Origin of the sequence: Pseudomonas sp. EggHat1, from assembly GCF_014892995.1 — a bacterium.
Taxonomy (GTDB): Bacteria; Pseudomonadota; Gammaproteobacteria; order Pseudomonadales; family Pseudomonadaceae; genus Aquipseudomonas; species Aquipseudomonas chaetocerotis.
Genome location: NZ_JACKQK010000003.1, coordinates 1 through 20,138 on the forward strand (window position 1 = coordinate 1; position 20,138 = coordinate 20,138).

At 61.9% G+C, this 20,138-nt stretch carries 26 protein-coding genes; 25 read left to right on the forward strand and 1 reads right to left on the reverse strand.

Annotated features, from left to right (window positions below; genetic code table 11):
- Positions 1 to 805: LexA family protein (locus INS93_RS06325; protein WP_192980717.1), on the reverse strand; the 805-nt coding region annotated here is incomplete at its 3' end.
- Here INS93_RS06325 and INS93_RS06330 point away from each other — a divergent pair.
- From INS93_RS06330 to INS93_RS06450, 25 genes are all read left to right on the forward strand, one after another.
- Positions 804 to 1,067: a hypothetical protein gene (locus INS93_RS06330; protein WP_192980718.1), complete on the forward strand. Its 264-nt coding sequence runs from the start codon at positions 804 to 806 to the stop codon at positions 1,065 to 1,067. The genes INS93_RS06325 and INS93_RS06330 overlap by 2 nt on opposite strands.
- Positions 1,068 to 1,304: 237 nt before the next feature.
- The gene (locus INS93_RS06335; protein WP_192980719.1) at positions 1,305 to 1,796 is read left to right on the forward strand and encodes a phage regulatory CII family protein; all 492 of its coding nucleotides are present in this window, start codon (positions 1,305 to 1,307) and stop codon (positions 1,794 to 1,796) included.
- The gene (locus INS93_RS06340) at positions 1,793 to 2,152 is read left to right on the forward strand and encodes a hypothetical protein (RefSeq protein ID WP_192980720.1); all 360 of its coding nucleotides are present in this window, start codon (positions 1,793 to 1,795) and stop codon (positions 2,150 to 2,152) included. Before INS93_RS06335 ends, INS93_RS06340 begins: the two co-directional genes overlap by 4 nt.
- Complete coding sequence (locus tag INS93_RS06345; RefSeq protein WP_192980721.1) at positions 2,149 to 2,304, forward strand: hypothetical protein; 156 nt, start codon at positions 2,149 to 2,151, stop codon at positions 2,302 to 2,304. The genes INS93_RS06340 and INS93_RS06345 overlap by 4 nt, the downstream gene beginning before the upstream one ends.
- A gap of 29 nt (positions 2,305 to 2,333) precedes the next feature.
- Positions 2,334 to 2,963 (forward strand): hypothetical protein, encoded by a 630-nt coding sequence (locus tag INS93_RS06350; RefSeq protein ID WP_192980991.1) that lies wholly within the window; start codon positions 2,334 to 2,336, stop codon positions 2,961 to 2,963.
- Positions 2,956 to 5,679 (forward strand): DUF5906 domain-containing protein, encoded by a 2,724-nt coding sequence (locus INS93_RS06355; RefSeq protein ID WP_192980722.1) that lies wholly within the window; start codon positions 2,956 to 2,958, stop codon positions 5,677 to 5,679. Before INS93_RS06350 ends, INS93_RS06355 begins: the two co-directional genes overlap by 8 nt.
- Before the next feature lie 336 nt (positions 5,680 to 6,015).
- The gene (locus INS93_RS06360; protein WP_192980723.1) at positions 6,016 to 6,441 is read left to right on the forward strand and encodes a hypothetical protein; all 426 of its coding nucleotides are present in this window, start codon (positions 6,016 to 6,018) and stop codon (positions 6,439 to 6,441) included.
- Between the two features lie 290 nt (positions 6,442 to 6,731).
- On the forward strand, positions 6,732 to 7,058 hold the full coding sequence (locus INS93_RS06365) for a phage holin family protein (RefSeq protein WP_192980724.1): 327 nt from the start codon (positions 6,732 to 6,734) through the stop codon (positions 7,056 to 7,058).
- Positions 7,058 to 7,447, forward strand: a complete 390-nt coding sequence (locus INS93_RS06370; protein ID WP_192980725.1) for an HNH endonuclease — start codon at positions 7,058 to 7,060, stop codon at positions 7,445 to 7,447. The genes INS93_RS06365 and INS93_RS06370 overlap by 1 nt, the downstream gene beginning before the upstream one ends.
- A 136-nt stretch (positions 7,448 to 7,583) precedes the next feature.
- Positions 7,584 to 8,105 (forward strand): P27 family phage terminase small subunit, encoded by a 522-nt coding sequence (locus tag INS93_RS06375; protein ID WP_192980726.1) that lies wholly within the window; start codon positions 7,584 to 7,586, stop codon positions 8,103 to 8,105.
- Positions 8,089 to 9,813: a terminase large subunit gene (locus INS93_RS06380; protein WP_192980727.1), complete on the forward strand. Its 1,725-nt coding sequence runs from the start codon at positions 8,089 to 8,091 to the stop codon at positions 9,811 to 9,813. Before INS93_RS06375 ends, INS93_RS06380 begins: the two co-directional genes overlap by 17 nt.
- A 12-nt stretch (positions 9,814 to 9,825) precedes the next feature.
- Positions 9,826 to 9,990 carry a hypothetical protein gene (locus INS93_RS06385; RefSeq protein WP_192980728.1) on the forward strand — a complete coding sequence of 55 codons (165 nt, stop codon included), beginning with the start codon at positions 9,826 to 9,828 and terminating at the stop codon, positions 9,988 to 9,990.
- Positions 9,983 to 11,317: a phage portal protein gene (locus INS93_RS06390; RefSeq protein WP_192980729.1), complete on the forward strand. Its 1,335-nt coding sequence runs from the start codon at positions 9,983 to 9,985 to the stop codon at positions 11,315 to 11,317. The genes INS93_RS06385 and INS93_RS06390 overlap by 8 nt, the downstream gene beginning before the upstream one ends.
- Entirely contained in the window at positions 11,314 to 12,009 is a 696-nt protein-coding gene (locus INS93_RS06395) for an HK97 family phage prohead protease (RefSeq protein WP_192980730.1), read from the forward strand. Before INS93_RS06390 ends, INS93_RS06395 begins: the two co-directional genes overlap by 4 nt.
- Before the next feature lie 10 nt (positions 12,010 to 12,019).
- On the forward strand, positions 12,020 to 13,279 hold the full coding sequence (locus tag INS93_RS06400) for a phage major capsid protein (protein WP_192980731.1): 1,260 nt from the start codon (positions 12,020 to 12,022) through the stop codon (positions 13,277 to 13,279).
- Positions 13,280 to 13,315: 36 nt separating this feature from the next.
- Positions 13,316 to 13,546: a hypothetical protein gene (locus tag INS93_RS06405; protein ID WP_192980732.1), complete on the forward strand. Its 231-nt coding sequence runs from the start codon at positions 13,316 to 13,318 to the stop codon at positions 13,544 to 13,546.
- 11 nt (positions 13,547 to 13,557) lie between these two features.
- Entirely contained in the window at positions 13,558 to 13,884 is a 327-nt protein-coding gene (locus INS93_RS06410) for a head-tail connector protein (protein WP_192980733.1), read from the forward strand.
- Positions 13,885 to 14,436 carry a hypothetical protein gene (locus INS93_RS06415; RefSeq protein ID WP_192980734.1) on the forward strand — a complete coding sequence of 184 codons (552 nt, stop codon included), beginning with the start codon at positions 13,885 to 13,887 and terminating at the stop codon, positions 14,434 to 14,436.
- Complete coding sequence (locus INS93_RS06420) at positions 14,415 to 15,047, forward strand: hypothetical protein (RefSeq protein WP_226945363.1); 633 nt, start codon at positions 14,415 to 14,417, stop codon at positions 15,045 to 15,047. The genes INS93_RS06415 and INS93_RS06420 overlap by 22 nt, the downstream gene beginning before the upstream one ends.
- A 3-nt stretch (positions 15,048 to 15,050) precedes the next feature.
- Positions 15,051 to 15,497 carry a hypothetical protein gene (locus INS93_RS06425; RefSeq protein WP_192980735.1) on the forward strand — a complete coding sequence of 149 codons (447 nt, stop codon included), beginning with the start codon at positions 15,051 to 15,053 and terminating at the stop codon, positions 15,495 to 15,497.
- A 23-nt stretch (positions 15,498 to 15,520) separates the two neighbouring features.
- Positions 15,521 to 16,306, forward strand: a complete 786-nt coding sequence (locus INS93_RS06430; protein ID WP_143503774.1) for a hypothetical protein — start codon at positions 15,521 to 15,523, stop codon at positions 16,304 to 16,306.
- 82 nt (positions 16,307 to 16,388) lie between these two features.
- On the forward strand, positions 16,389 to 16,919 hold the full coding sequence (locus INS93_RS06435) for a DUF4124 domain-containing protein (protein WP_192980736.1): 531 nt from the start codon (positions 16,389 to 16,391) through the stop codon (positions 16,917 to 16,919).
- 56 nt (positions 16,920 to 16,975) lie between these two features.
- Positions 16,976 to 17,341: a hypothetical protein gene (locus INS93_RS06440; protein WP_192980737.1), complete on the forward strand. Its 366-nt coding sequence runs from the start codon at positions 16,976 to 16,978 to the stop codon at positions 17,339 to 17,341.
- A gap of 175 nt (positions 17,342 to 17,516) precedes the next feature.
- Entirely contained in the window at positions 17,517 to 19,631 is a 2,115-nt protein-coding gene (locus INS93_RS06445) for a tape measure protein (RefSeq protein WP_192980738.1), read from the forward strand.
- Positions 19,632 to 19,634: 3 nt separating this feature from the next.
- Positions 19,635 to 20,138, forward strand: a complete 504-nt coding sequence (locus INS93_RS06450; protein WP_192980739.1) for a hypothetical protein — start codon at positions 19,635 to 19,637, stop codon at positions 20,136 to 20,138.

Here is a 20,138-nt window from a genome sequence, read left to right on the forward strand (position 1 = left end):
GCCCTGGCCAGCGGGCATCCACCACGCGGCCGACGATGGTGCAGTTGCCGTTGATCTCGATGGTTCGGTATGTCGGGTTCAATGGGCGGAAGTACTTGCGGCCGCTGTCGAGTATCAGCTGCTTGAACGTGGTTTCCCCTGTGTCGAGCAGCTTGCCGACGTAGAATTTTCCGTTGATCAAGTCCATCTCTGGGCGCACCAGAATCAGCATGCCGTCGGGGAAGGTGATGCCATTGGGGCTGGTCATCGAGTCGCCGCGCACTTTCAGCCAGAACCCGTGGGCGCCGGCATTGACCGATGATTCTTCCCAGCTCTCGCCGTCCCCTGGTTGGAAGTTATCCGGGGCCTCGGCCCATTCGCCGGCCTGCACCCAGCTAATCACTGGGTAGCTGTAGGTCCGGTAGGGTTGACCGGCCGGCTCGACGTTGGGGCCGTAGGCGCCTCGCCGCTCGCCAATGCTGTCATGGCGCATGGGCTTAATGCCGTACTCCAGCCATTCCGGCCGCACGTTCAGCCATGAGCACAGCGCCAGTAAATTCTGACCAGTGGCTGCTGACTCACCTTTGAGCCATTTGCTAACGGCTTGCGTCGTGACCTTCGCGCCGCGCTTTATCAGCTCGGTACGAATATCCACCCCGCGCCCGTGGGCGCGCACCTCAGCTTCGTCCAAAGCAAGGTTCAGCCGATCGGCAAATTCTTCTTTGCTGCGTTCTCTATCAACCATCGATTGATACTGCCACGCGCCTTGCGCAAGAGTCAGTTGATGTTTAATATCAACCGCGAGTTGATATGAGGTGCCTACCATGCTTCGCCTTGAGGATTTTCCCAACGCTGTTGCGTTTGCTTTCGAGGCCGCTGGCGGTATCGGTGCTGCGGCGAAAGTTTGCGGGCGCAGTTATCAGGCCCTGAATAAGTGGCGCCAGGCTGGCGTGCTGCCGCGTACCGAGTACACCGGCGAGACGCGTTATGCCGAGCTGCTGGCCAAGCGCGCTGCTGAACTGGGCAACGCTTTTTCGCCTGAGGTTCTTTTGCAAGCTGCTGCCCCAAGGAAACAAGAGGCCGCCTAAGAGCAACAAACCTGACGCCTCGGCGGCAGGTGCAATAGAGGCGGGAACACAGGGCGTCCACTCACCAAGGTTTCGGCCCTGGTTCCCGCGGTCCGGAGAACGGGTACCACCCCTGATCTCCTCAACACTCGAGGCGCCTGCCCACAGCACGTAAACGGGCGCACTCGACTGCTGTAGGCGTATGGTGCGGCAGTTGCCGAGCCGGCGTCTATGGTAGTGAACAGGGTTTAACTACCAATGAGCACTGCAACCGTGTTTGACCAGGGCCCGCAGCGCGCCCTGGAAGAGGCAGTCGACCTCGATTGCCGCGAGTATCGCGGCGGGCACACCGCCGTTTGCGCCCTGTTGGGTGAAGCCTACGGGCCCTTCCAGAAACGTCTCTCTACTGCTTACCCCGACCATCACCTGCGCGCGTGCGACCTGGCCCGCGTGGTGGAGCTGGTGCGCGGCCCAGCCGTGCGCGAGTGGTTCGAGCAGGTGTATGGCGTGGCCAGCTTTGCGGTGCAGCCGGTTGAGGCCAGCCGCGATGCCATGTTGACGATGGGGCGCTTCCTGACCAAGCAGGCCGGCTATGTGAGCGCCGTGGCTGAGGCCGTTGACGATGGCGTTTGGACGGACGCCGAAGTGGCGGCCCTGGAGGAACACACCTGGGCGGTGATCCGCAAGATGCTGGGCATCCTCGAAGGTGCCAAGCAGGCGGCGAAGCGTGGGCAGGAGGTGCCGTCATGAGCGACTTCCATGGGGTGGTAACGCTGGTTGCCGCCAAGGAACATGCATGCTGCGAATGCCATAGCGTTATCACGAAGGCTAGCCAATACGATCGAGACTTTGGCGCGATGGATGGCCGGGGCTTCTCCTATAAAACCTGCCTTCCGTGTGCTTCAGCGCGCGAGTGGCTTGATAAGAAATTGCGGCAGATGAACTGCCTCAACGCTGATGAAGGGATCAAGTTTGGTGACCTTCATTCTGAGCTAGTGGAGTTCGCGAGTGAGGAACGTTTTCTCGGAGTAGAAAGCTTGCGGCTTCTGCTGGATATCGCTCAGCGCCGCAATGATGCGGGAAAGTTTCAAGGGGAAGGTTCATGAACCGCCCAGCCCTGCGCGCCAAGCTGCGCGGCAAAGTGAATCAAGCGGCCCGGCGCCTGCGTGAGCTGCACGCGATGCGTGATTGGGCAGGTATCAAGGTTGCCCTGCAGGACTACTGGCAGGCGGCCAATGCGTCGAGGGCTGCACTGTGAAGGAGCGCCCGATTCTGTTCAGCGGCCCGATGGTGCGGGCCATTCTTGAAGGTCGTAAGACGGTGACACGGCGGGTTATCAAGCCGGTACCTCAGATGGTAACTGACCGAGCAGCTGTTACTTGGGAAGGCGACCCAGCGGTATTGCTCCGGTTGCTTGAGCAGAACGGCCGTAAGTGTCCTTATGGTCAGCCTGGTGATCGGCTTTGGGTGCGTGAGTCGTTCACCGATCTTCGCGGCACGGGGATTGAGCATCGCCCTGATCCTGCTGGCCCGTTGCAGCGCTATGCGTTCGCGGCTGATTCTCCGCCCGGATCATACAGCGATGACGCCAGGAAAGACTTCGGCATCAAGTGGAAGCCAAGCATCCACATGCCTCGCGCCGCCTGCCGCATGCTGTTGGAGATAACAGCCGTGCGCGTCGAGCGCCTGCAGGATATCAACGAGGAACAAGCCGTCGCGGAAGGAGTTGACCGTCCAGAGAACATCCGTAATGTCGATGTTTGGGATGGTGCCGAGCGTGAGCTGTTCAATGCGATGAACCAGCCCCGTGACCGCTTCAAACGCCTCTGGGCGGACATCAACGGCGCTGAGTCATGGGATGCCAACCCCTGGGTATGGGTCGTCGAGTTCAAGCGGGTGGAGGCGGCCAGTGTCTGACAAGATCCCGCTTTCCCTTTCTGAGCTGCCGTTGCTGCTGCGTTTTATCCCGGCGGATAGCCGGGAGACGTGGGTGGCGGTCGGCATGGGCATCAAGGCCGAGTTTGGCGAGTCGGGCTGGGATGCCTGGAACGACTGGAGCCAGAGTGGCACGGGCTACAAGCTGGCCGATGCGAAGTCGGTGTGGAAGTCGTTCCGCAAGAGCGGTACTGGCCTGGGTTCGGTGATCAAGCTGGCTCAGGACAACGGCTGGACGCCGGAAAAGAAGGAACTGACCGCCGAGCAGAAGCGCCAGTTCGCGCGCGAGCAGGAGGCTCGCCGGGCGAAGCGTCAGGCCGAGATCGAGGCGGACGAAGCCTTGCTGGCGGTGATGCGTACCGCCGTGGCCGGTGCCTGTCAGCGCATTTGGGCTGAGCATGCCAGCGAGCAGGGCACCAGCCCGTATCTGGATAAGAAGCAGGTGCAGGCCTGGGGCGTGCGCTTTATGGCGCGCACGGTGGTGCTGGAGATCGACGACCAAGAGCAGCGCTGCCAGATCTGGGAGGGAGAGCATGCTCAGACCTTCCTGAAGGCGGTGCCGAAGCCTCGGCCGGCGCATCTGTCGATGTTGGTGTTCAAGCGCGGTGACCTGGTGATTGCGCTGCGCGATGAGCAGGGCTTGATTCAGTCGCTGCAGCAGATAAACCCGCAGGGCAACAAGTTGTTCCCGCGCTACGGGCGTAAGGCGGGTTGCTTCCACGTGCTGGGCGAGCACCTGGCCACTGATGTGATCGGCATTGCTGAGGGTTACGCCACGGCGGCCAGTTGCCTGGAGGCTGCCGGCTGGCCGGTGGTGATGGCGGTGGACTCGGGGAATATGCCGGCAGTTGCCAGGGCCATCCGGGCGAAGCACCCAGCGGCGCGCATTGTGCTGTGTGGTGATGATGACCCGACCAAGCCGGGCAACCCTGGGCGCACGAAGGCTGAGGCCGCTGCGCTTGAGGTTGGAGGCGTGGCGGTTTTCCCGGCCGGTGGCCATGGCAAGGATTGGAATGACCTGCAGGTGGCCGAAGGGCTGGATGCGGTGCGGGCGCAGTTGGTGGCGGCGCTGGAGTTGGTGCCGGCTGTGCATGCTGCTGCGAATGATCTTCCCCCGGCCCCATCTGGTGAGGCCGCTGCGGCGGCCGCTCCTGCATCCGAGGGGGGCGGGGAGAGTGGTGCTGACGCTGGGCAGAAGGTTTTCCAGCGCTACGCGTTGATCGAGGGCACGACGAAGGTTTTCGACCTGTACAAGCGTGTGGCGATCAAGCGCACGGCGTTCGAGATGCTGGTGACGAAGCCGGTGGCGAAGGCATGGGCTGAGCGTGAGGACAAGAAGTGCATTGCTGAGGATCAGGCTCAGCGCTTGATCGATCAGGCGAAGCTTAAGGGCAAGGCGAAGGCTGAGGCCGGTGGCGGTATGTCGCCTGTCGAGCGCTATGTGTACATCGATGGCACGCAGGATATATGGGATGCGCAGAAGCGTCGGCGCATTCCGGTGGCGGCGCTGCGGGTGGCGTTGGGCGATGCCTATACGTTGTGGCTGAACAGCAGCGAGCGGCGGGAGGTGGATCAAGACCATCTGGTGTTTGACCCGACGATGAGCCTTGACCCTGCGGTGTATATCAACACGTTCGAGGGCTTGCCGCTGACGCCGGCTGAGGACTTCTCGAAGTGCCGGGCCATCCTCGAGATGGTGGACTTTCTGTGTAACGGCGATGCGGATGCGCGGCATTGGTTGCTGTGCTGGTTAGCGCTGCCCTTGCAGCAGGTGGGCACGAAGATGGCCACCGCCGTGTTGATGCACAGCACGATGGAGGGCTCGGGTAAGAGCTTGTTGCTGTCGGACATCATGCGGCCGATCTATGGCGCCTACGGGGCGACGGTGGGGCAGACGCAGCTGGAGTCGCAGTGGTCGGCGTGGCAGTCGAGCAAGCTCTATGGCGTGTTCGAGGAGGTTGTCAGCCGCGACCAGCGTTACAACCAGGTCGGGAAGATCAAGCACATGATCACCGGCAAGACGATGCGCATCGAGTCTAAGTTCATCTCGGGCTGGGAAGAGGCGAACTATATGAACGCCGTGTTCCTTTCCAACGAGATCATTCCTTGGCCGATTGCTGAAGACGACCGGCGCCTGCTGGTGGTGTGGCCGGACTGGACGCTGCAGGGCGAGCTGCTGGCCAGGGTAATTGCTGAGAAGGATTCAGGCGGCATCGAGGCCTTCTATGGCTATCTGTTGCAGTACGACCTGGGCGAGTTCGACGCGCACACACGACCGCCGAAGACGCCGGCCAGGCAGCGCTTGGTGGAGCTTTCGAAGGCGAGCTGGCAGACGTTCCTTTCTGAGTGGCGCCTGGGCTACCTGGGCGAGTTGTGGAAGCCGTGCGTGAGCAGCGATCTGTATGCGCTGTTCCTCGAATGGTGCAGCCGGAATAAGGAGCACTCGCTCAGCCATACGAAGTTCAGCGGCTTCATCGCTACGCAGGTGGATAAGGCGAAGGGCGTGCCCTGGTACGACGGGAAGCGCCGGGCCTTTGCGGCTTTCTTCTTCCCGCAGGAGGGTGTTGAGGAATCTTCCCCGCCCCCATCTCTGGACGCGTTCGCGTTGGCCAAGCAGGTGGAGGAATGGCGCAAGGCCGCGCGTACTGCGGGCTGGAAGGTTGATGAGTGGGATCACGTGAAGGCGGATCCGGCATGACGGCGCGCGTAAGTGTGTTGGGTGTGTTGGCACTGTGTTGGCGTGTTTCGCTCAACCCAACACAGCTACAGGCCGCATCGTTGCTGGTTTGCTGCGCAAGTGTGTTGGGTGTGTTGGGTTTATCGCGGGCGCGCGTGTGTGCGGGCGCTTTTTTGTTCATCTGCTGCGAGGCATTCCGTTAGCTGTTGTTTTTTCTTCATGCGCGAGAGAACTCAACACACCCAACACACCCAACACACTTTTATTAATTCATTGATTTATATGGGTTTTAAGTGTGTTGAGTATGTGTCGGGTTTGGCGGTAGGTGTGGCGGGTTGGTTTTACAGGGGATCAGTGATGAATGAACGTATCGAGGGGTTGCTGGTGGACTGGGGCGAGCAGCGTCGCCGCCGTGGGCTGATGGGTACTGGTGTGAGCCCGCTGGCTGGGCTGATCGAGTGGTGTGGGGCGCCGCCGCGTGGTGAACCGAGTTCGGTGATCCTCACCGGTGGTGCAGGCATGGGCTATGCCGCCAGCCAGGTGGACGCTGCCCTGGCTGCCATGGAGCGCCGTGGCGCGTTGCTTGATGAGCAGAGCAACGCCAGCCCATGCCTGGACTCGCTGCTGGTGCAGTTGGCCTATGCCCGCTACCTGGCGCAGAAGCCGTTGAGCGAACAGCTGGTGGTGGCGCGTTGTGCCAAGAGTGCGTATTACGAGCGCCTCGATGCGCTACATACGGCTGTTGAGCGTGAACTAAAGGTGCGGTTGAAGCGGTCTGCGTGATGACCGTTCGTCGGCCTTAAGGCGTCGTAGGGCGTCAGTGAGCGCCGTAGAGCGCAATAGAGCGCATTTGCTGATATCCGGTTGCAGGGGCCGGAATCGAACGGTAGAAGGTTGGCAGGATTTGATAAATCCGCCTGATGCCAGTGGCTGTGCTGGCTCTGACCGAGCCCCCTGTCTCGGTCATTCAAAGCCTCGCTTACGCGGGGCTTTGTCTTTTCTGGCTGGTGCTGCTGTGGCAGGGAGCATCGGCATTTGCCCGTGGCACGCGGGCCTTTGTATTCGAGGTGAGCATGCAGAACGAAAGCCAGACTCTTGCCGACGTGCCTCTGTTGCTCCTGCTGCTGGTTGCTGTGGCTGGGCTGGTCGGTGAGATGCGCCAGGCTGATGTGCCGGGCGTGACCACTGGCGAGATCGTGCGCCGCGTGATGCTGCGTTTCGGCTCTAGCGCTCTGTTCGGCATGGCCTCGCTGATGCTGGCTATGTGGTGGTGGGGCAATCTGATGCTGGCCGGTGGTGTCGGCATCATCGTTGGCCTGTTGGGCGCCGACATCGCCGGCGCACTGTATACGCGGTATGCAGCGAAGAAGGCGGGCATCACGCTGCCTGGTGGTAGCTGATGGCCAACCATGCGCCTCGGCCATGCTGTCACCCTGGCTGCAGTCGGCTGGTGGGTAACGGCAGCTACTGCGCTGAGCATCAGCAGTTGGCTGACCAGCGGCGAGCCTCGCAGCTCAAGGGCGCGAACAAACGCTACAACCGCACGCGGGATGAGTCGGACAAGTTCTACAGCACCGCAGCATGGCGGCGCTTTCGCGATTACATCCTGATCACGCGGCCACTCTGCGTTGACTGCGAGGCTGAAGGGTTGGTGGTGCCGGCCGTGGTGGTCGACCACCTCAAGCCCTACAAGGAACGCCCGGACCTAGGCCTCGATGAGGCCAACGTGCGCGGCCTCTGCCGCCCCTGCGACAACCGCCGCCGCCACGACCGCCGCGGCCGCGACTGAAAACCACGCCATGGGGTAGGGGGGATCGAAACTCTACCGAATCCGATCTCCGAACGACGGGGGGAGCCAAGTTTCGCGCGTGGGTGAAATTCAAATAGGGGGGGGGGTCAAGAGACCGCCCTTTATGGTGACCCCGATGAACACGGCTTTCCCGAAAGTGATCGAGGGCGGCCTGGGTGATGAGCCGGCTGTCGAGGTGATCGCCTCCGAGATCCCGGACGCGCCGGTCAAGCTGTCGGCCAAAGAGCGCAAGCTCTGGGAGCACGTCACCTCGGCCCTGAAAGAGTACGGCCTCATCCACCGCACCGACGGCATGCTGATGACCATCATCTGCAAGACGTTCGTCGACTGGGTGGCGCAGGAGGAGTTCCTGCAGGCGCTGGTTAAGGAGAAGGGCAGCTACTACGTCAGCACGCCCAACGGCTACCAGCAACCGCACCAGGCCTACTACGTGGCCCGCGACAAGAAGCGTGAGCTGCTCAAGTGGTTGCCCGAGGCGGCGTTGACCATTCCCAGCTTCCACAAACTCAAGGTCGAGCAGGGTACGCCGCAGGGCGACCTGTTCGGCACTGACCCAATCGAGCAGTTCCGCCAGCGCAAGCGCGAGATGGGGCTGCGCGCTATCCCTGGTGGCAAGCCTCATGGTGGAGACGACTGAGCGCCTCTTCGACTGGGACCTGTACGGCCGCCAGGTGATTGCCGGCGAAATACCTGTCTGCAAGTGGACGCGTCTGGCCGTCGAGCGCCATTACCGCGATCTGCAGACCGGCCACCAGCGTGGCCTGTGGTTCAGCGAGGAACACGCCCAGCACGCGCTGGAGTTCTTCCTCTACCTGCGCCACTCCAAGGGCGAATGGGCCGGGCAGCAGTTCGTGCCGTCCCTGTGGCAACAGTTCTGGATCGCCCTAGCGTTCGGCTGGATGCGCGCCGATGGCACCCGCCGCTTTCGCCGGGTTTGGGAAGAGGTGCCGCGCAAGAACGGCAAGAGCACCAAGCTTTCGGGCGTTGGCCTCTACCTGTTCCGCGCTGACGGCGAGGGTGGCCCCGAGGTCTACACCGCCGCCACCAAGCTGGACCAGGCGAAGATCACGCACGACGAAGCCGTGCGCATGGTCAAGAGCAGCCCGCACCTCAAGCGCAGCATCAGCGACCGCCGAGGCGAACTGTTCGTGCGCGGCAAGGCGGACGTTTTCAAGCCGCTGGGGCGTGACAGTAAATCGCTCGATGGCCTCAACCCGCACGGCGCCATCTTCGACGAAGTGCACGCCATGCCGGACGCCGGCATCATCGACGTGATCCGTTCCGGTACCGGCGCCCGTCGCAACTGGCTGATGTGGATGATCACCACCGCCGGCATCAACCTGCGCGGGCCAGGCTTCGACCTGCACGGCTACGCCGAGAAGGTGCTCGAAGGCGTGTTCGAAGATGACGAATTTCTCGCCATCATCTACACCGTCGACGACCCTGAGAAGTGGCAGGATCCAACCGAGTGGCAGAAGGCCAACCCGAACTACGGCGTATCCGTCTACGAAGACGGCCTGCGCGAAGCCTGCAACAGCGCCATCCGGTTGCCGTCCGAACAGCCCGAGTTCAAGACCAAGCGCCTGAACATCTGGCTATCCGGCGGCGCCAAGTGGATCGCCCTGGCCGACTGGCGCGCCTGCGAGGACAAGAACCTCAAGCTCGAAGACTTCGCCGGCAAGCGCTGCTGGATCGGCCTCGACCTGGCCGAGCGCCGCGACATTGCTGCCGTGTGCTACGTGTTCCGCGAAAACGGCAAGTACTACGTGTTCTGGCGCTTCTACCAGAACGAGTACCAGGCCAGCCTGCCGGAAAACCGGCACTACCAGAAATGGTCGGATGCCGGCTTCCTGCACATCACCCCGGGCAACGCCACCGACTTCGACGTGATCGGCGACCAGATCGCCGGCCGGCGTGCTGAGCACAGCAACGAGGTGATCGAGAAGCCTGGCGACCTGCAGATGTTCGCCGTGGAAGAGCTCGACTATGACCCCAAGTTCGCCCCGTACTTCGTCAAGAAGTTGATGGAGAAGGGCGTGCCGGCGGTGGAGATCGGCCAGAACCCCAGCACCTTCACCGCCCCGATCATCGAGGTGGAGAACCTGGTGCTGACCGGCAAGCTGGTGCACGAAGAAAGCCCGGTGATGGACTGGATGATCTCCAACGCCAAGAAGCTCACCAGCAAATACAACGGCTTGAGCCAGATCGGCAAAGACCGCGAAAGCGAAAAAATCGACGGCGTGCTGGCGATGCTCATGGCGATTGCCCGGGCGACGGCTGCCGAGTTTGAAGAGCCGAAAGGCGACATCGACGACTTCATTTCCAACCCGATCATCGTCGGGTGACAGGTGCCAACCATGAATACCGGCTTGCTGATCTTCCTGATGTGTTCGCTGCTGGGGCTCGGCTTGCTGGTGGCTGGTGTGTTCGTCCTGCTGGGCATTGGCTGGGCATTGCTAGCTGGCGGTGTGGCGTTGTTGGTGATTGCCGGCTTCATTCGCAAGGGGCTGACCAGTGACTAAATCCTTGAAAGCTGTGCTCGGCCAAGCGCTGGTGCGCTCGGCGGAACCCGGGCTGATCAAGTCGTCGCTGGCGGGCTTCCTGGGGCAGACCATCAAACTGACCACGGGCGACTTCTGGCAAGCCTTCTACGGTACCGACTCGGCATCCGGCAAGACCGTCAGCCAGCAGACTGCGCTGCAGGTATCCACCGTATGGGCCTGCGTGCGCTTGATCGCTGAGACCATCGCAACGCTGCCAATTGCGCTGTATCGCCGTGGCAGCAACGCCGCCGAAGTGGCTGACGGGCACCCGCTGCACGACGTGATCAGCCGTCAGCCCAACGCTGAGCAGACCCCTGTCGAGTTCTGGGAATGCGTCGTTGCCAGCCTGCTGTTGCATGGCAATGCCTTCCTGCTACCAACGCGCTCTGCCGGCCGAGTGATCGCTCTGGAGTTCCTGCTGCCGCAGCGCATGAGCGTGCGGCGCCTCAGCTCGGGTGACATTGAGTACACCTACGTTGACCTCAACGGCCTGCGCCTGGTGATGCGAGAGGGCGAGCTAATCCACATTCGCGGGTTTGGCACTGACCCCTTGCAGGGTCTCAGCCCGTTGGCCATGGGGCGCAACGTGTTCGGCGCTGCCATGGCTGCCGACGAGTCGGCGAGCAAGATGTTCGCCAACGGCATGAAGCTGGGCGGCGTGCTTTCCACTGACCAGGTTCTGAAGAAGGAACAGCGCGACGAGATCCGCGACAGCATGGTGCAGCAGTTCACTGGCGCGGTGAACGCCGGTAAGACCATGGTGCTTGAGGCTGGCATGAAGTACCAGCAGGTCAGCATGACGCCAGAAGACGCGCAGATGCTGCAAACGCGCGGCTTCAACGTCGAGGAAATCTGCCGTTGGTTCCGTACCCCTCCGTGGATGGTTGGCCACTCGGCGCAAGGTGCAACCAAGTGGGGCTCCGGCATGGAGCAGGAGATGATCGCCTTCCTGAGCTTCACCCTGTTGCCCTGGATGAAGCGCATCGAACAAAGCATCAACCGCTGGCTGCTGGAGCCGGGTGAGCGCCGTGAGTACTTCGCCAAGTTCAACCCGGAAGGCTTACTGCGCGCCGACAGCGCCGCCCGCGCGGCCTTCTACAGCTCCATGGTGCAGAACGGCATCTACACCCGCGACGACTGCCGCGAGAAAGAAAACCTCCCGCGCCGAGGCGGCAACGCCGACGCGCTCACCGTGCAATCGAACCTACTCCCCATCGACAAGCTCGGCGGCGACAGCCAGGGCCAGCAGGCACGAAACGCTCTGATCGACTGGCTGAACGAAGACAAACCGGAGAACCCCGAATGAACCGCAAGTCGGCTGCCCTGAAGATCAGGGACTTCGATCTACACGTGAAGGCTGTCAGCGATGACGGCCTTTTTTCTGGCTACGGTTCGGTGTTCGGCGTCGTCGATTCCTACCTGGAAATCGTCGCGCCCGGTGCCTTCACCGAAAGCCTGGCCGAGATCGCCGCCAAGGGGCGCCCCGTGCCGGTGCTCTGGCAGCACCGCAGCGACCAGCCGGTAGGCGTCTGGAAGAACCTCAAGGAAGACGACCGCGGCTTGTTCGGTGACGGCCAACTGATTCTGGATGGCGTGCCGCGCGCCATCGAGGCGCACGCGCTGATGAAGGCCGGCGCCGTGTCTGGCCTTTCCATCGGCTACTACGTGCGCGAGTCCAGCCGCGATGAAAAGACCGGCGTGCGCACGCTCACCAAGCTGGATCTGGTCGAGATCAGCCTGGTGACCTTCCCGGCCAACGACGATGCGCGCATCGACACCATCAAGTCGAAGCTCGCCCATGGCTCGCTACCGAGCCTCCCCGAATTTGAGCAGCTCCTGCGCGAGGCAGGCTTCTCGAAAACCCAGGCTGCGGTGATCGCCAATCGCGGCCTGAAGCATCTGCTCCGGAGTGAGTCCGAGGGCGAACAGGCGGAACCCGACGGCATCAAGGCGCTGAGCGACCGGCTCACGCTTGGCCTGTCTCTTCCACAATTCTGAGGACTACTCAATGCACAACGCACTCAGCAACACCGCTCGTAACGAGCACAGCCGCCTGCAGCGCAAAGAGCGCGCGGACGATCAACTGGAACTGAAATCGGTGATGGAAGCGCTGGACAAGCGTGACGCCGAGATCAAGACCTTCGCCGAGAAGGCCAGCGAAGAAATCAAACAGCACGGCAAGATCCTGGATGACACCAAGACCGTGCTCGATGGCCTGGTGAAGTCCGGCCTGGGGCTGCAGGATCGCCTGCAGGAAGTCGAGCAGAAGCTCGCTCGCCGCTTCTCCAGCAACGACCCGGCCGGCGCCAAGTCCGTCGGCGAGCAGTTCAGCGAAACCGACGACCTGAAGGCGCTTGCCGAGAAGGGCCGTGGCATCGCCCGCATGAACCTCAAGGCGGTGACCAACATCACCAGCGCGACCACCGGTACCGGTGGCGTGGGTGTGGCCATCGAGCCGACTCGCGTGCCGGGCATCATCACCGCGCCGGAACGTCAGTTCACCATTCGTGACCTGATTATGCCGGGCCGCACCGGCTCGAACGCCATCGAGTTCGTGCAGGAAAGCGGCTTCCAGAACATGGCAGCCATGGTCGCCGAGGGTACTGCCAAGCCGCAGTCCGACCTGTCGTTCGAACTCAAGACCACCACGGTCAAGACCATCGCCCACTGGTTCCGCGCTTCCAAGCAGGTGCTGGCCGATATCCCGCTGCTGCAGAGCTACATCAACGGCCGCGCCATCTACGGCCTGAAGTACAAGGAAGAAGAGCAGCTGATCGCCGGCGACGGTACTGGCCAGAACCTGCTGGGCCTGATCCCGCAAGCCACCGCCTTCGACGATGGCCTGCGTAAAACTGGCGACACCAAGATCGACACCCTGCGGCGCGCCATCCTGCAGGTTCGCATCGCCGAGTACCGTGCCAGCGCCATTGCGCTGAACCCGATCGACTGGGCCGACATCGAGCTGCAGAAGGATGACAACGGCTCGTACATCTGGGTGAACGTGCAGGAAGGCGGCACCCAGCGCATGTGGCGCCTGCCGGTGGTGGACACCAACGCCGTGCCGGAAGGCGAGTTCCTGGTGGGCGCGATGAATATCGCCGCCCAGGTGTTCGACCGCGAGGATGCAGCGGTGGAAGTCTCGACCGAGGACGGCGCCAACTTCCGCGAAAACATGGTCACCATCCGCGCCGAGGAACGCCTGGCACTGGCGGTGTACCGCCCCGAGTCGTTCGTGCACGGCGAGTTCGAAGCGCCGGCTGGACCCTGATCAGGAGGGCGCCCAGGCAACTGGGCGCCATGACCCATGGCTGATGTGAAAGTGAAGACCCTCAAGGGGTTCAATAACCAGGGCGTGTATGCCAAGCGCGGCAGCACTATCAAGGTGTCGGTTGAGCGTGCCAAGGAATTGGCGCTGCTCGGCCTTGTCGAGGAGCCCAAGGTGGAAAAAGCCAAGGCTGAACCTCAGAACAAGCAGGCCAGCAAGCCCGCCAACAAAGCGGCTGCCAAGCCGACCGAGAAGAAACCCAACGAGTAGGACGCGCATCCATGTCTGTGCCAAGCCTTGAAGACTTCAAGCGTCATCTGCGTATCCGGCACAGCCAGGAAGATGCCGACCTGGAAGAGAAGCTCGCCGCCGGCATCGAGCAGGCGGCTCAATTCATCAACCGGCCCATTCCCTGGCTGGCTGCCGAGCAGCCGGAAGAGGGTGGGCCGGTTTACGCCGATGTGCCTGCGCCAGTCCGCGCCGCCATTCTGATCCTGGCTGCCGAACTGGTGGCCAACCGCGAGCAGGGTGTGGTCGGCACCATCTACACGAAGATGCCGACAGCGGAAAACCTGCTTTGGCCTTACCGTGTGCAGTTGGGGGTTTAGATGCGAGCCGGCCAACTCTCTACGCCCGCTGACATCCTCCGACTCAATACCGACCTGACGGTGAGTGTCCTCGACTGGGTCTGGGTCGGCATTCGCTCCAAAGAATCCACCGACGCCCCAGCCCATACCGGCCTGCGTGCGCCGGCCAAGGTCACGGTGCGGGCCTGGTGGGATGAGCGGCTGCAGGCTGGGCGCTACCTGCGCGGCGATGGGCGGCTGTTGCTGATCGACGACGTGCGAGACTTCACCGGGCAGCGTGCCGAGGTGGCCATCACCTGCAGCGAGCTGGTCGGCCAGGCCGGGGAGTACTTGCCCGCCGATGGCGCGCCGCGTTGCTGCCGAGTGCACCTGACGCATGAGGCGCCGTATCGCGATGAGCTGGGACAGGTGACCAGCTACATGACGCGGGCTGAGGTGGCGATTATCGAAGTAGGGCGCCCGCAGGCAGGGGACCAGCTGCGCGTGGAGGGCGACCTGTATTTGGTCGCCAACTACGCCGACGATACCGACGACGGGGTGGTGAGGGGCTTATGGCTACTTCCGGTGGATTGAAGATCGGTATTCGCCCGGTAGCCTTTGATGCTGCAAAGCGGCAGTTGGCGTCCATCGGCCGGCAGATTGAGCCAGTGCTGCGCGGTGCGCTTGATACCACAGCATCAGACACGCGGCAGCGGCGCTATACGCCGATCATCGCCAAGATGTTCAAGGGGCGCAGCTGGGTCAACAAGCGCATCGTGGTCAAGCGCGTGAACGTGCGCAAGGGACGCTTCGATGCGCGCCTCATCCCCAGTTCTGCCGGGGTATACGTCACCGAGTACAAGCGCTGGGGCTATCAGGCCATCGACGCCACGCGGGCGCGGATTCTTGTGGGCAGTTTCAAGGGGCACAAGGTAGCCGCTGGCTTCGTCAACCCCTCCAGCTTTGCCAGGCAACCGCTGGCTACGCGTAGCAGCGTCACGCGGATGGTCAAAAGCCGTGGCGGACAGTTCACCTACAGCTACGGTACCGGCACCCGGAATGGCCTGATGCCGGCCATGGGGCCTTCCGTGGCTTGGTTCTTCAAACAACTCACCACGGTGACCACCGTGCGCTGGGTCAACAAACGCCTCGAGCAAGAGTTCCAGCGGCGGATGCGCCGTGAGCTGCTCAAGTACAGCAGGTAACCCATGGCCCTTTTCCCCAACGTGGCCGCTGTGACAGCGGCCGCGAAGGCGCGGCTTGAGCTGATAAAGCCAACTGCCGGCTTTTACACCGACGTGCAGGCCGTGTTCGTCGCGCCTGAAGTGGCGAAAGACAACGCGCCCCACATGCACGTGCTGCTGCGCGGCGGCAATGACCGGCTGATCGGCTGGGCCAGTCCGCAAGCCATTCGCGTGCGTGAGTACGAAATCGAAGGTGTGTTCAAGAAGACAGCCACCGAACAAGACATGGCCAACTTCCACGTCGATGTGCTGCGCGCCTTCGGCATTGGCCAGGACCTGCCCGAACGCAAGTTCCCCGGCCTGCTCGATGAGGAAGGCGACGAAGCCGAATACCGCTGGGCGGTGAAAGGCGAAACCACCCAAAGCATCACCATCCGTCTGGGCATCCAGTACGTCCAGACCTACAACTGACGGCCGCCGGCCAGGAGAAACCCATGCTGCATACCCAACTGTTCCGCGGCCCGACCAAGGTTGCGGCCTATCCGACTCGCGTCTTCGAAGAGCTGTTCAAGCTCCAGAACGTGACCGTGGAGCCGGAGACGACCGAGATCACTATTCAAGACCCGACCCGTATCGGCTTGCCTGAACTGGACGGCGTGACCTCCACCACGGCGCTGAACTGCACCGGCGAGGCCGTGAACTTCACCCCGGCCGCGGCGGCGGTGATCTTGTACGGCTCCACCGAGCGCGTGCCGAGTGGCACCGTGGCAGCTGAAGAACATGATGCTTACGTCGACCGCACCATCATGCTGGCTAACCTGCCGCTGGTGGTCAGTGAAGTGACTGGTGCTGGCGGCACACCGGTCTATGAACGCGGCATCGACTACGCGGTAACTCCGGGTGGCATTCATGTGCTTCTTGGTGGTCAGTTGGCCGATGACATCAACGCTGAGGCTGCCCCCAGCGATGGCGGCCTCAAGCGCTTGCCGATCGAGGTGGATTACACCTACCCAACCGTCGATGTGATCAGCCCGTTCGTGACTGGCCGCAAGTTCTACCGCGTGCTCTGGGAGCAGGTGAACGAAGCCGGCGACGGCGAGAAGCGCCGCACTTTGGCCTACTACGTGCGCATCAGCCTGAATGGTGGCCTGCCGCTGAACCAGGGCGCCGAGTTTGGCGTGATCCCGGTGCAGCTGCGTATGCTGCCCGACCCGAACATCATCGATGTGGGCGAGGCTGCCATCTTCAAGATGGAAGTGCAGAACACCGACGTGGTGTGAGGCTCTGCCAAGGCCGGCCTGTTTTCAAGGATGCTGGATGGTGCTAGCGTATTGCCAAATCCGTCACGGAATGGAGTCCACCATGGCCAAGTACTTCGCCCTTATCCTGCTGCTGCTCGCAAGCCAAAGCATGGCCGCGACCATCTTCCGTTGTGTGGATGCGAGCGGCAAGGTGACTTTCACCCAGCAGAATTGCCCCGATCAGCATGGGCTTGATGCTGTCGTTTCTGCCTACAACCAGCCGCCTTCTGGTTCCAGTGAGCCTGTAAAAATGGCTACGACAGAGGCGGGTTCAGCATCTACTGCCGCCCCTGCACGTAGCAGCGCGTCTAACTCTTCTGTAAGCATTGCTGGTTCGAACAGTGGCGGCACTGGGTGCTCTACTGGTCTTTCCGAGCAGGACTTGCGCAAGGCCAAGGTTCAGGGGCGAGTGGTGCCGGGCATGAGCAGGAAGGACGTGGAAAGCATGTACGGCACCCCAAATGGCGATAGTGCAGCGGGTGCAGGGACCAGCACCTACTGGAACGACAAGTACGTAAACGCCACGAGCGTAAGCTTCGATGGCAATGGCTGCGTCAGGAGCAGCTACATGTCTGGCTCTCGAAAGAAATAGCCAGGAACTGATTAAGAAAACCCGCTTCGGCGGGTTTTTTATTGCCCGGAGTTTTTATGTCCGATCTGACGATTCTGATTCCCGAGCCCGAAGTGGTGCTGCTCGGGCGCAAGAAGGTGAAGTTGTACCCGGTGCGGCTCAAGGATTTTGAGCTGTTCGGCAAAAGCGCCCAGGCGGTGATGGGTTTGATGGGGGCTGGCAGCGTTTCGGCCATCAACAACTACGCCGTGCAACATGCTGGTGAGCTGCGCAAGGTGTTGCGCGCCACCACGAGTCTGAACCGCTTTCAGCTCTGGCTGCTGTCTGCGCCTGTTGCTGCTCAACTGATAGTGCAGGTGGTGCGGGCGAACGCCGGTTTTTTCGGCGAGGCCCTGCCGGTGATGGCAAGTGCGCTGGCTGGGCTGCAGTCGCCCAACGCCTGATCGGGGCAGGGCACCAATGGGGCGACATGCGGTGCTATACGCTTGGCCAAGTCGAGGCCTTTCTTGCTGCAGTTGATGGCGAAGAGAAGGCCGCAATGCGGCGGGCATTGATCGTAGCCCGTGGGGCGCAGGCGAAGCCGGATGCATTCCGGAAAATGTTGCGGGAGCTTAATGCATGAGCCGTGTACGAACCCAGCTGGTGATCGACGGGAAGAACAATTCGAAGCAAGCCTTCGATGAGGTGCGCAAGGATCTCGACTCGCTCGACAAGCGTATTGCCCAGGCTGGGCAGGCTGTAGTTGGTTACCTGAGCGTGCAGACGCTCGTTGGGGCGCTCCGTACTATCGCCAGCACCTCTGATGCGTGGGTCGAGATGACTGACCGCATCAAACTGGCCACGCGCAGTGATGAAGAGTACGCCGAAAGCTTGGATGCACTGCGCAAGATCAGCGACCGCACCTTCACCAACATGACGAACAACGCCGAGGTTTACATCAACTCGCTGTCCGTGTTGCGTGAGCGCGGGTTCAGCAACCGCGAGGCTTTGCAGTTTACCGAGACCATCGGTCTCGGGCTGGTGGCCAGTGCCGCCAAAGGCGAGCGTGCCACCCAGGTGATCAACCAATTCAGCAAAGCCTTGCAGCAGGGCAAGCTGCAGGGGGATTCCTTCAATGCCATGGTTGAGAGCGCTCCGGCGCTAACCGATGCCTTGGCGCGAGGCTTGGGCAAGACGCGTGAAGAGCTGGCCAGGATGGCCACCGATGGCAAGCTGACCACGGATGTTTTCGTCCCTGCGCTGCTGAGCCAGATGGATAGCTTGGGCAGTGCGGTTGATGGCATGAACATTACCGTAGGCGATGCCCTGACCAGACTGCAGAACGCCTGGAATGCGGCGATTGGCGGCGCTGATGTATCGCCGCTGGTTGAGGCGATTCAGGAGGTCACCAAGACCGTGTCCGACCCTGCTGTGGTCGATGGCATCGTCAAACTTGCCGGTGCTTTGGTGACCCTTGCTGAATGGACGATCAAGGCTGGTGCCAACACTGCCACCCTGGGGCAGGATCTCGGCTACATCGCCGCTCGCCTCACAGGTAACGTCGACGAGATCAGCCGAGCCGAGAAGGAGATAGAAAAGTTTCAAGCGGCTGCTGATGGATTTGGCGTGCTTGACCTGTACATGACTGATGAGCAGATCAATCAAGGCTTAGCGCAATGGAAGGCTTATCACGCCGAGCTGCTGCGACAGCAAACAGGTTTCACTGAAGAACAGCGGAAAAATGCCGAAGAGAACAGGAAGCAGCAGGATGCTTCTCGTGATGCTGATTTGGCTGGTTTTCGCCAATACACCGCTGAAATTAAACGTCTGCAGGGTGAGACGGTAAAGGCCACGCAAGACGCCATCAAGCAGCAGGTGCAGGCCGAGAAGGCCGCGCAGCGCGACCTGGAGAAGGTGCGCGATGATCGCCTGAAGATCGAGCAGCGCTATCAGCAAGCCATGACCGAGATCATGTCGGGCGGGCAGGGTGAGCCGAGCTTGATCGACTTTATGTCGCTTCGAGGAGCTGCGCGCAATGCGGTCAGCGCCGGTGACGCTGAGGGCGCTCAGCGGCAGGCGCAGGCTGCGTTGCAGGTGCTGCGCGATCTGGCTGCGGCCGGGGAGAGCACGGCGGGTTTCTCGTTCTTTATTCGCGAGCTGCAGGAGATTGAGCTGGCAGCAAACGATATCGAGAAAACCAGGGCTGAAGACAAGATCACGGCAATTGGCGTGAGCATCGCGGCGCTCAAAGATCAGGCCAGTCAACTGGAAGGCATGCCCGTGAGTGTTACGGCTGATGAAGCCAGCATTGAAGCGGTACGTGCGCAAATTCAGAGCCTGGCCGCACAGCTTGGCAGCACTGAGATTGTGCTGCCAGTAAAGGTGAGCCTGCCGGGTGAGCCTACTTCGGGCATCCCGGGCTTCGCCACCGGCACCAACAGCGCCCCGCCAGGCATGGCCTGGGTGGGCGAGCGCGGCCCGGAATTGGTTGTTTTCGGCGGTGGTGAGCGTGTACTCACTGCGGCAGCTTCGCAAAATCTGATGAGCCGCATGCAGGGCTTGGCTGTGCAAGACCTGGCCGGTGGGTCGGCCGCTGAGCTGGCTGCCTCCGTACCCGGCGCCACCCCTGGCCGCGACCTTGGCCGCGTGACCCTCAATGTGGAGGGGCAGCGCTACGAAATGCTGGCAGAGCCACAACCGTTCGAGCAGATCCTGCGCCGGCAGCGCGTGAAGTTCGGCCGCCCTCGGAGTTGATCCATGACTGTAACCAAGCTGACCCTCGGTGGCGTTGCCATCGAGGCAGAGAAGGGTGCGCCCGTACAAAGCTATGCCCCGCTCGGTGATGGGGTGATTCGCTACCGCAGTCGCGGTCGGCCGGTGAAGTTTCGCCACTGGACGCGGCGTATGTCCGTCAGCGTCAGCGGTTCCGGAATTCTGCCGCCTGGCCTCAGTGGACTGAACTATGACGAACCCCTTGAGCTGCGCTGCACCAAGCCACTGAGCATCAGCACTGAAAGCCTGACCACCACGCTCACGACTGACGTGCGGCCGGACCGTGCGCCCTGGGCGTTTGCCTATGTAGATGACCGCTGGCAGCGCAGCCCGGTGAGTGCGGTAGGCCGTGCGGTGACCTTTACGGCAGTGGCTGGTGCTACGGCGTATCAGGTGTGCTGGATGCCGGTGCTGATGGTGTTCGTGTCGCCGCCGGATGAGTCGATGACTGATCGCCACGAGTGGTCGTTTACTGCTGAGGAAGTCTGA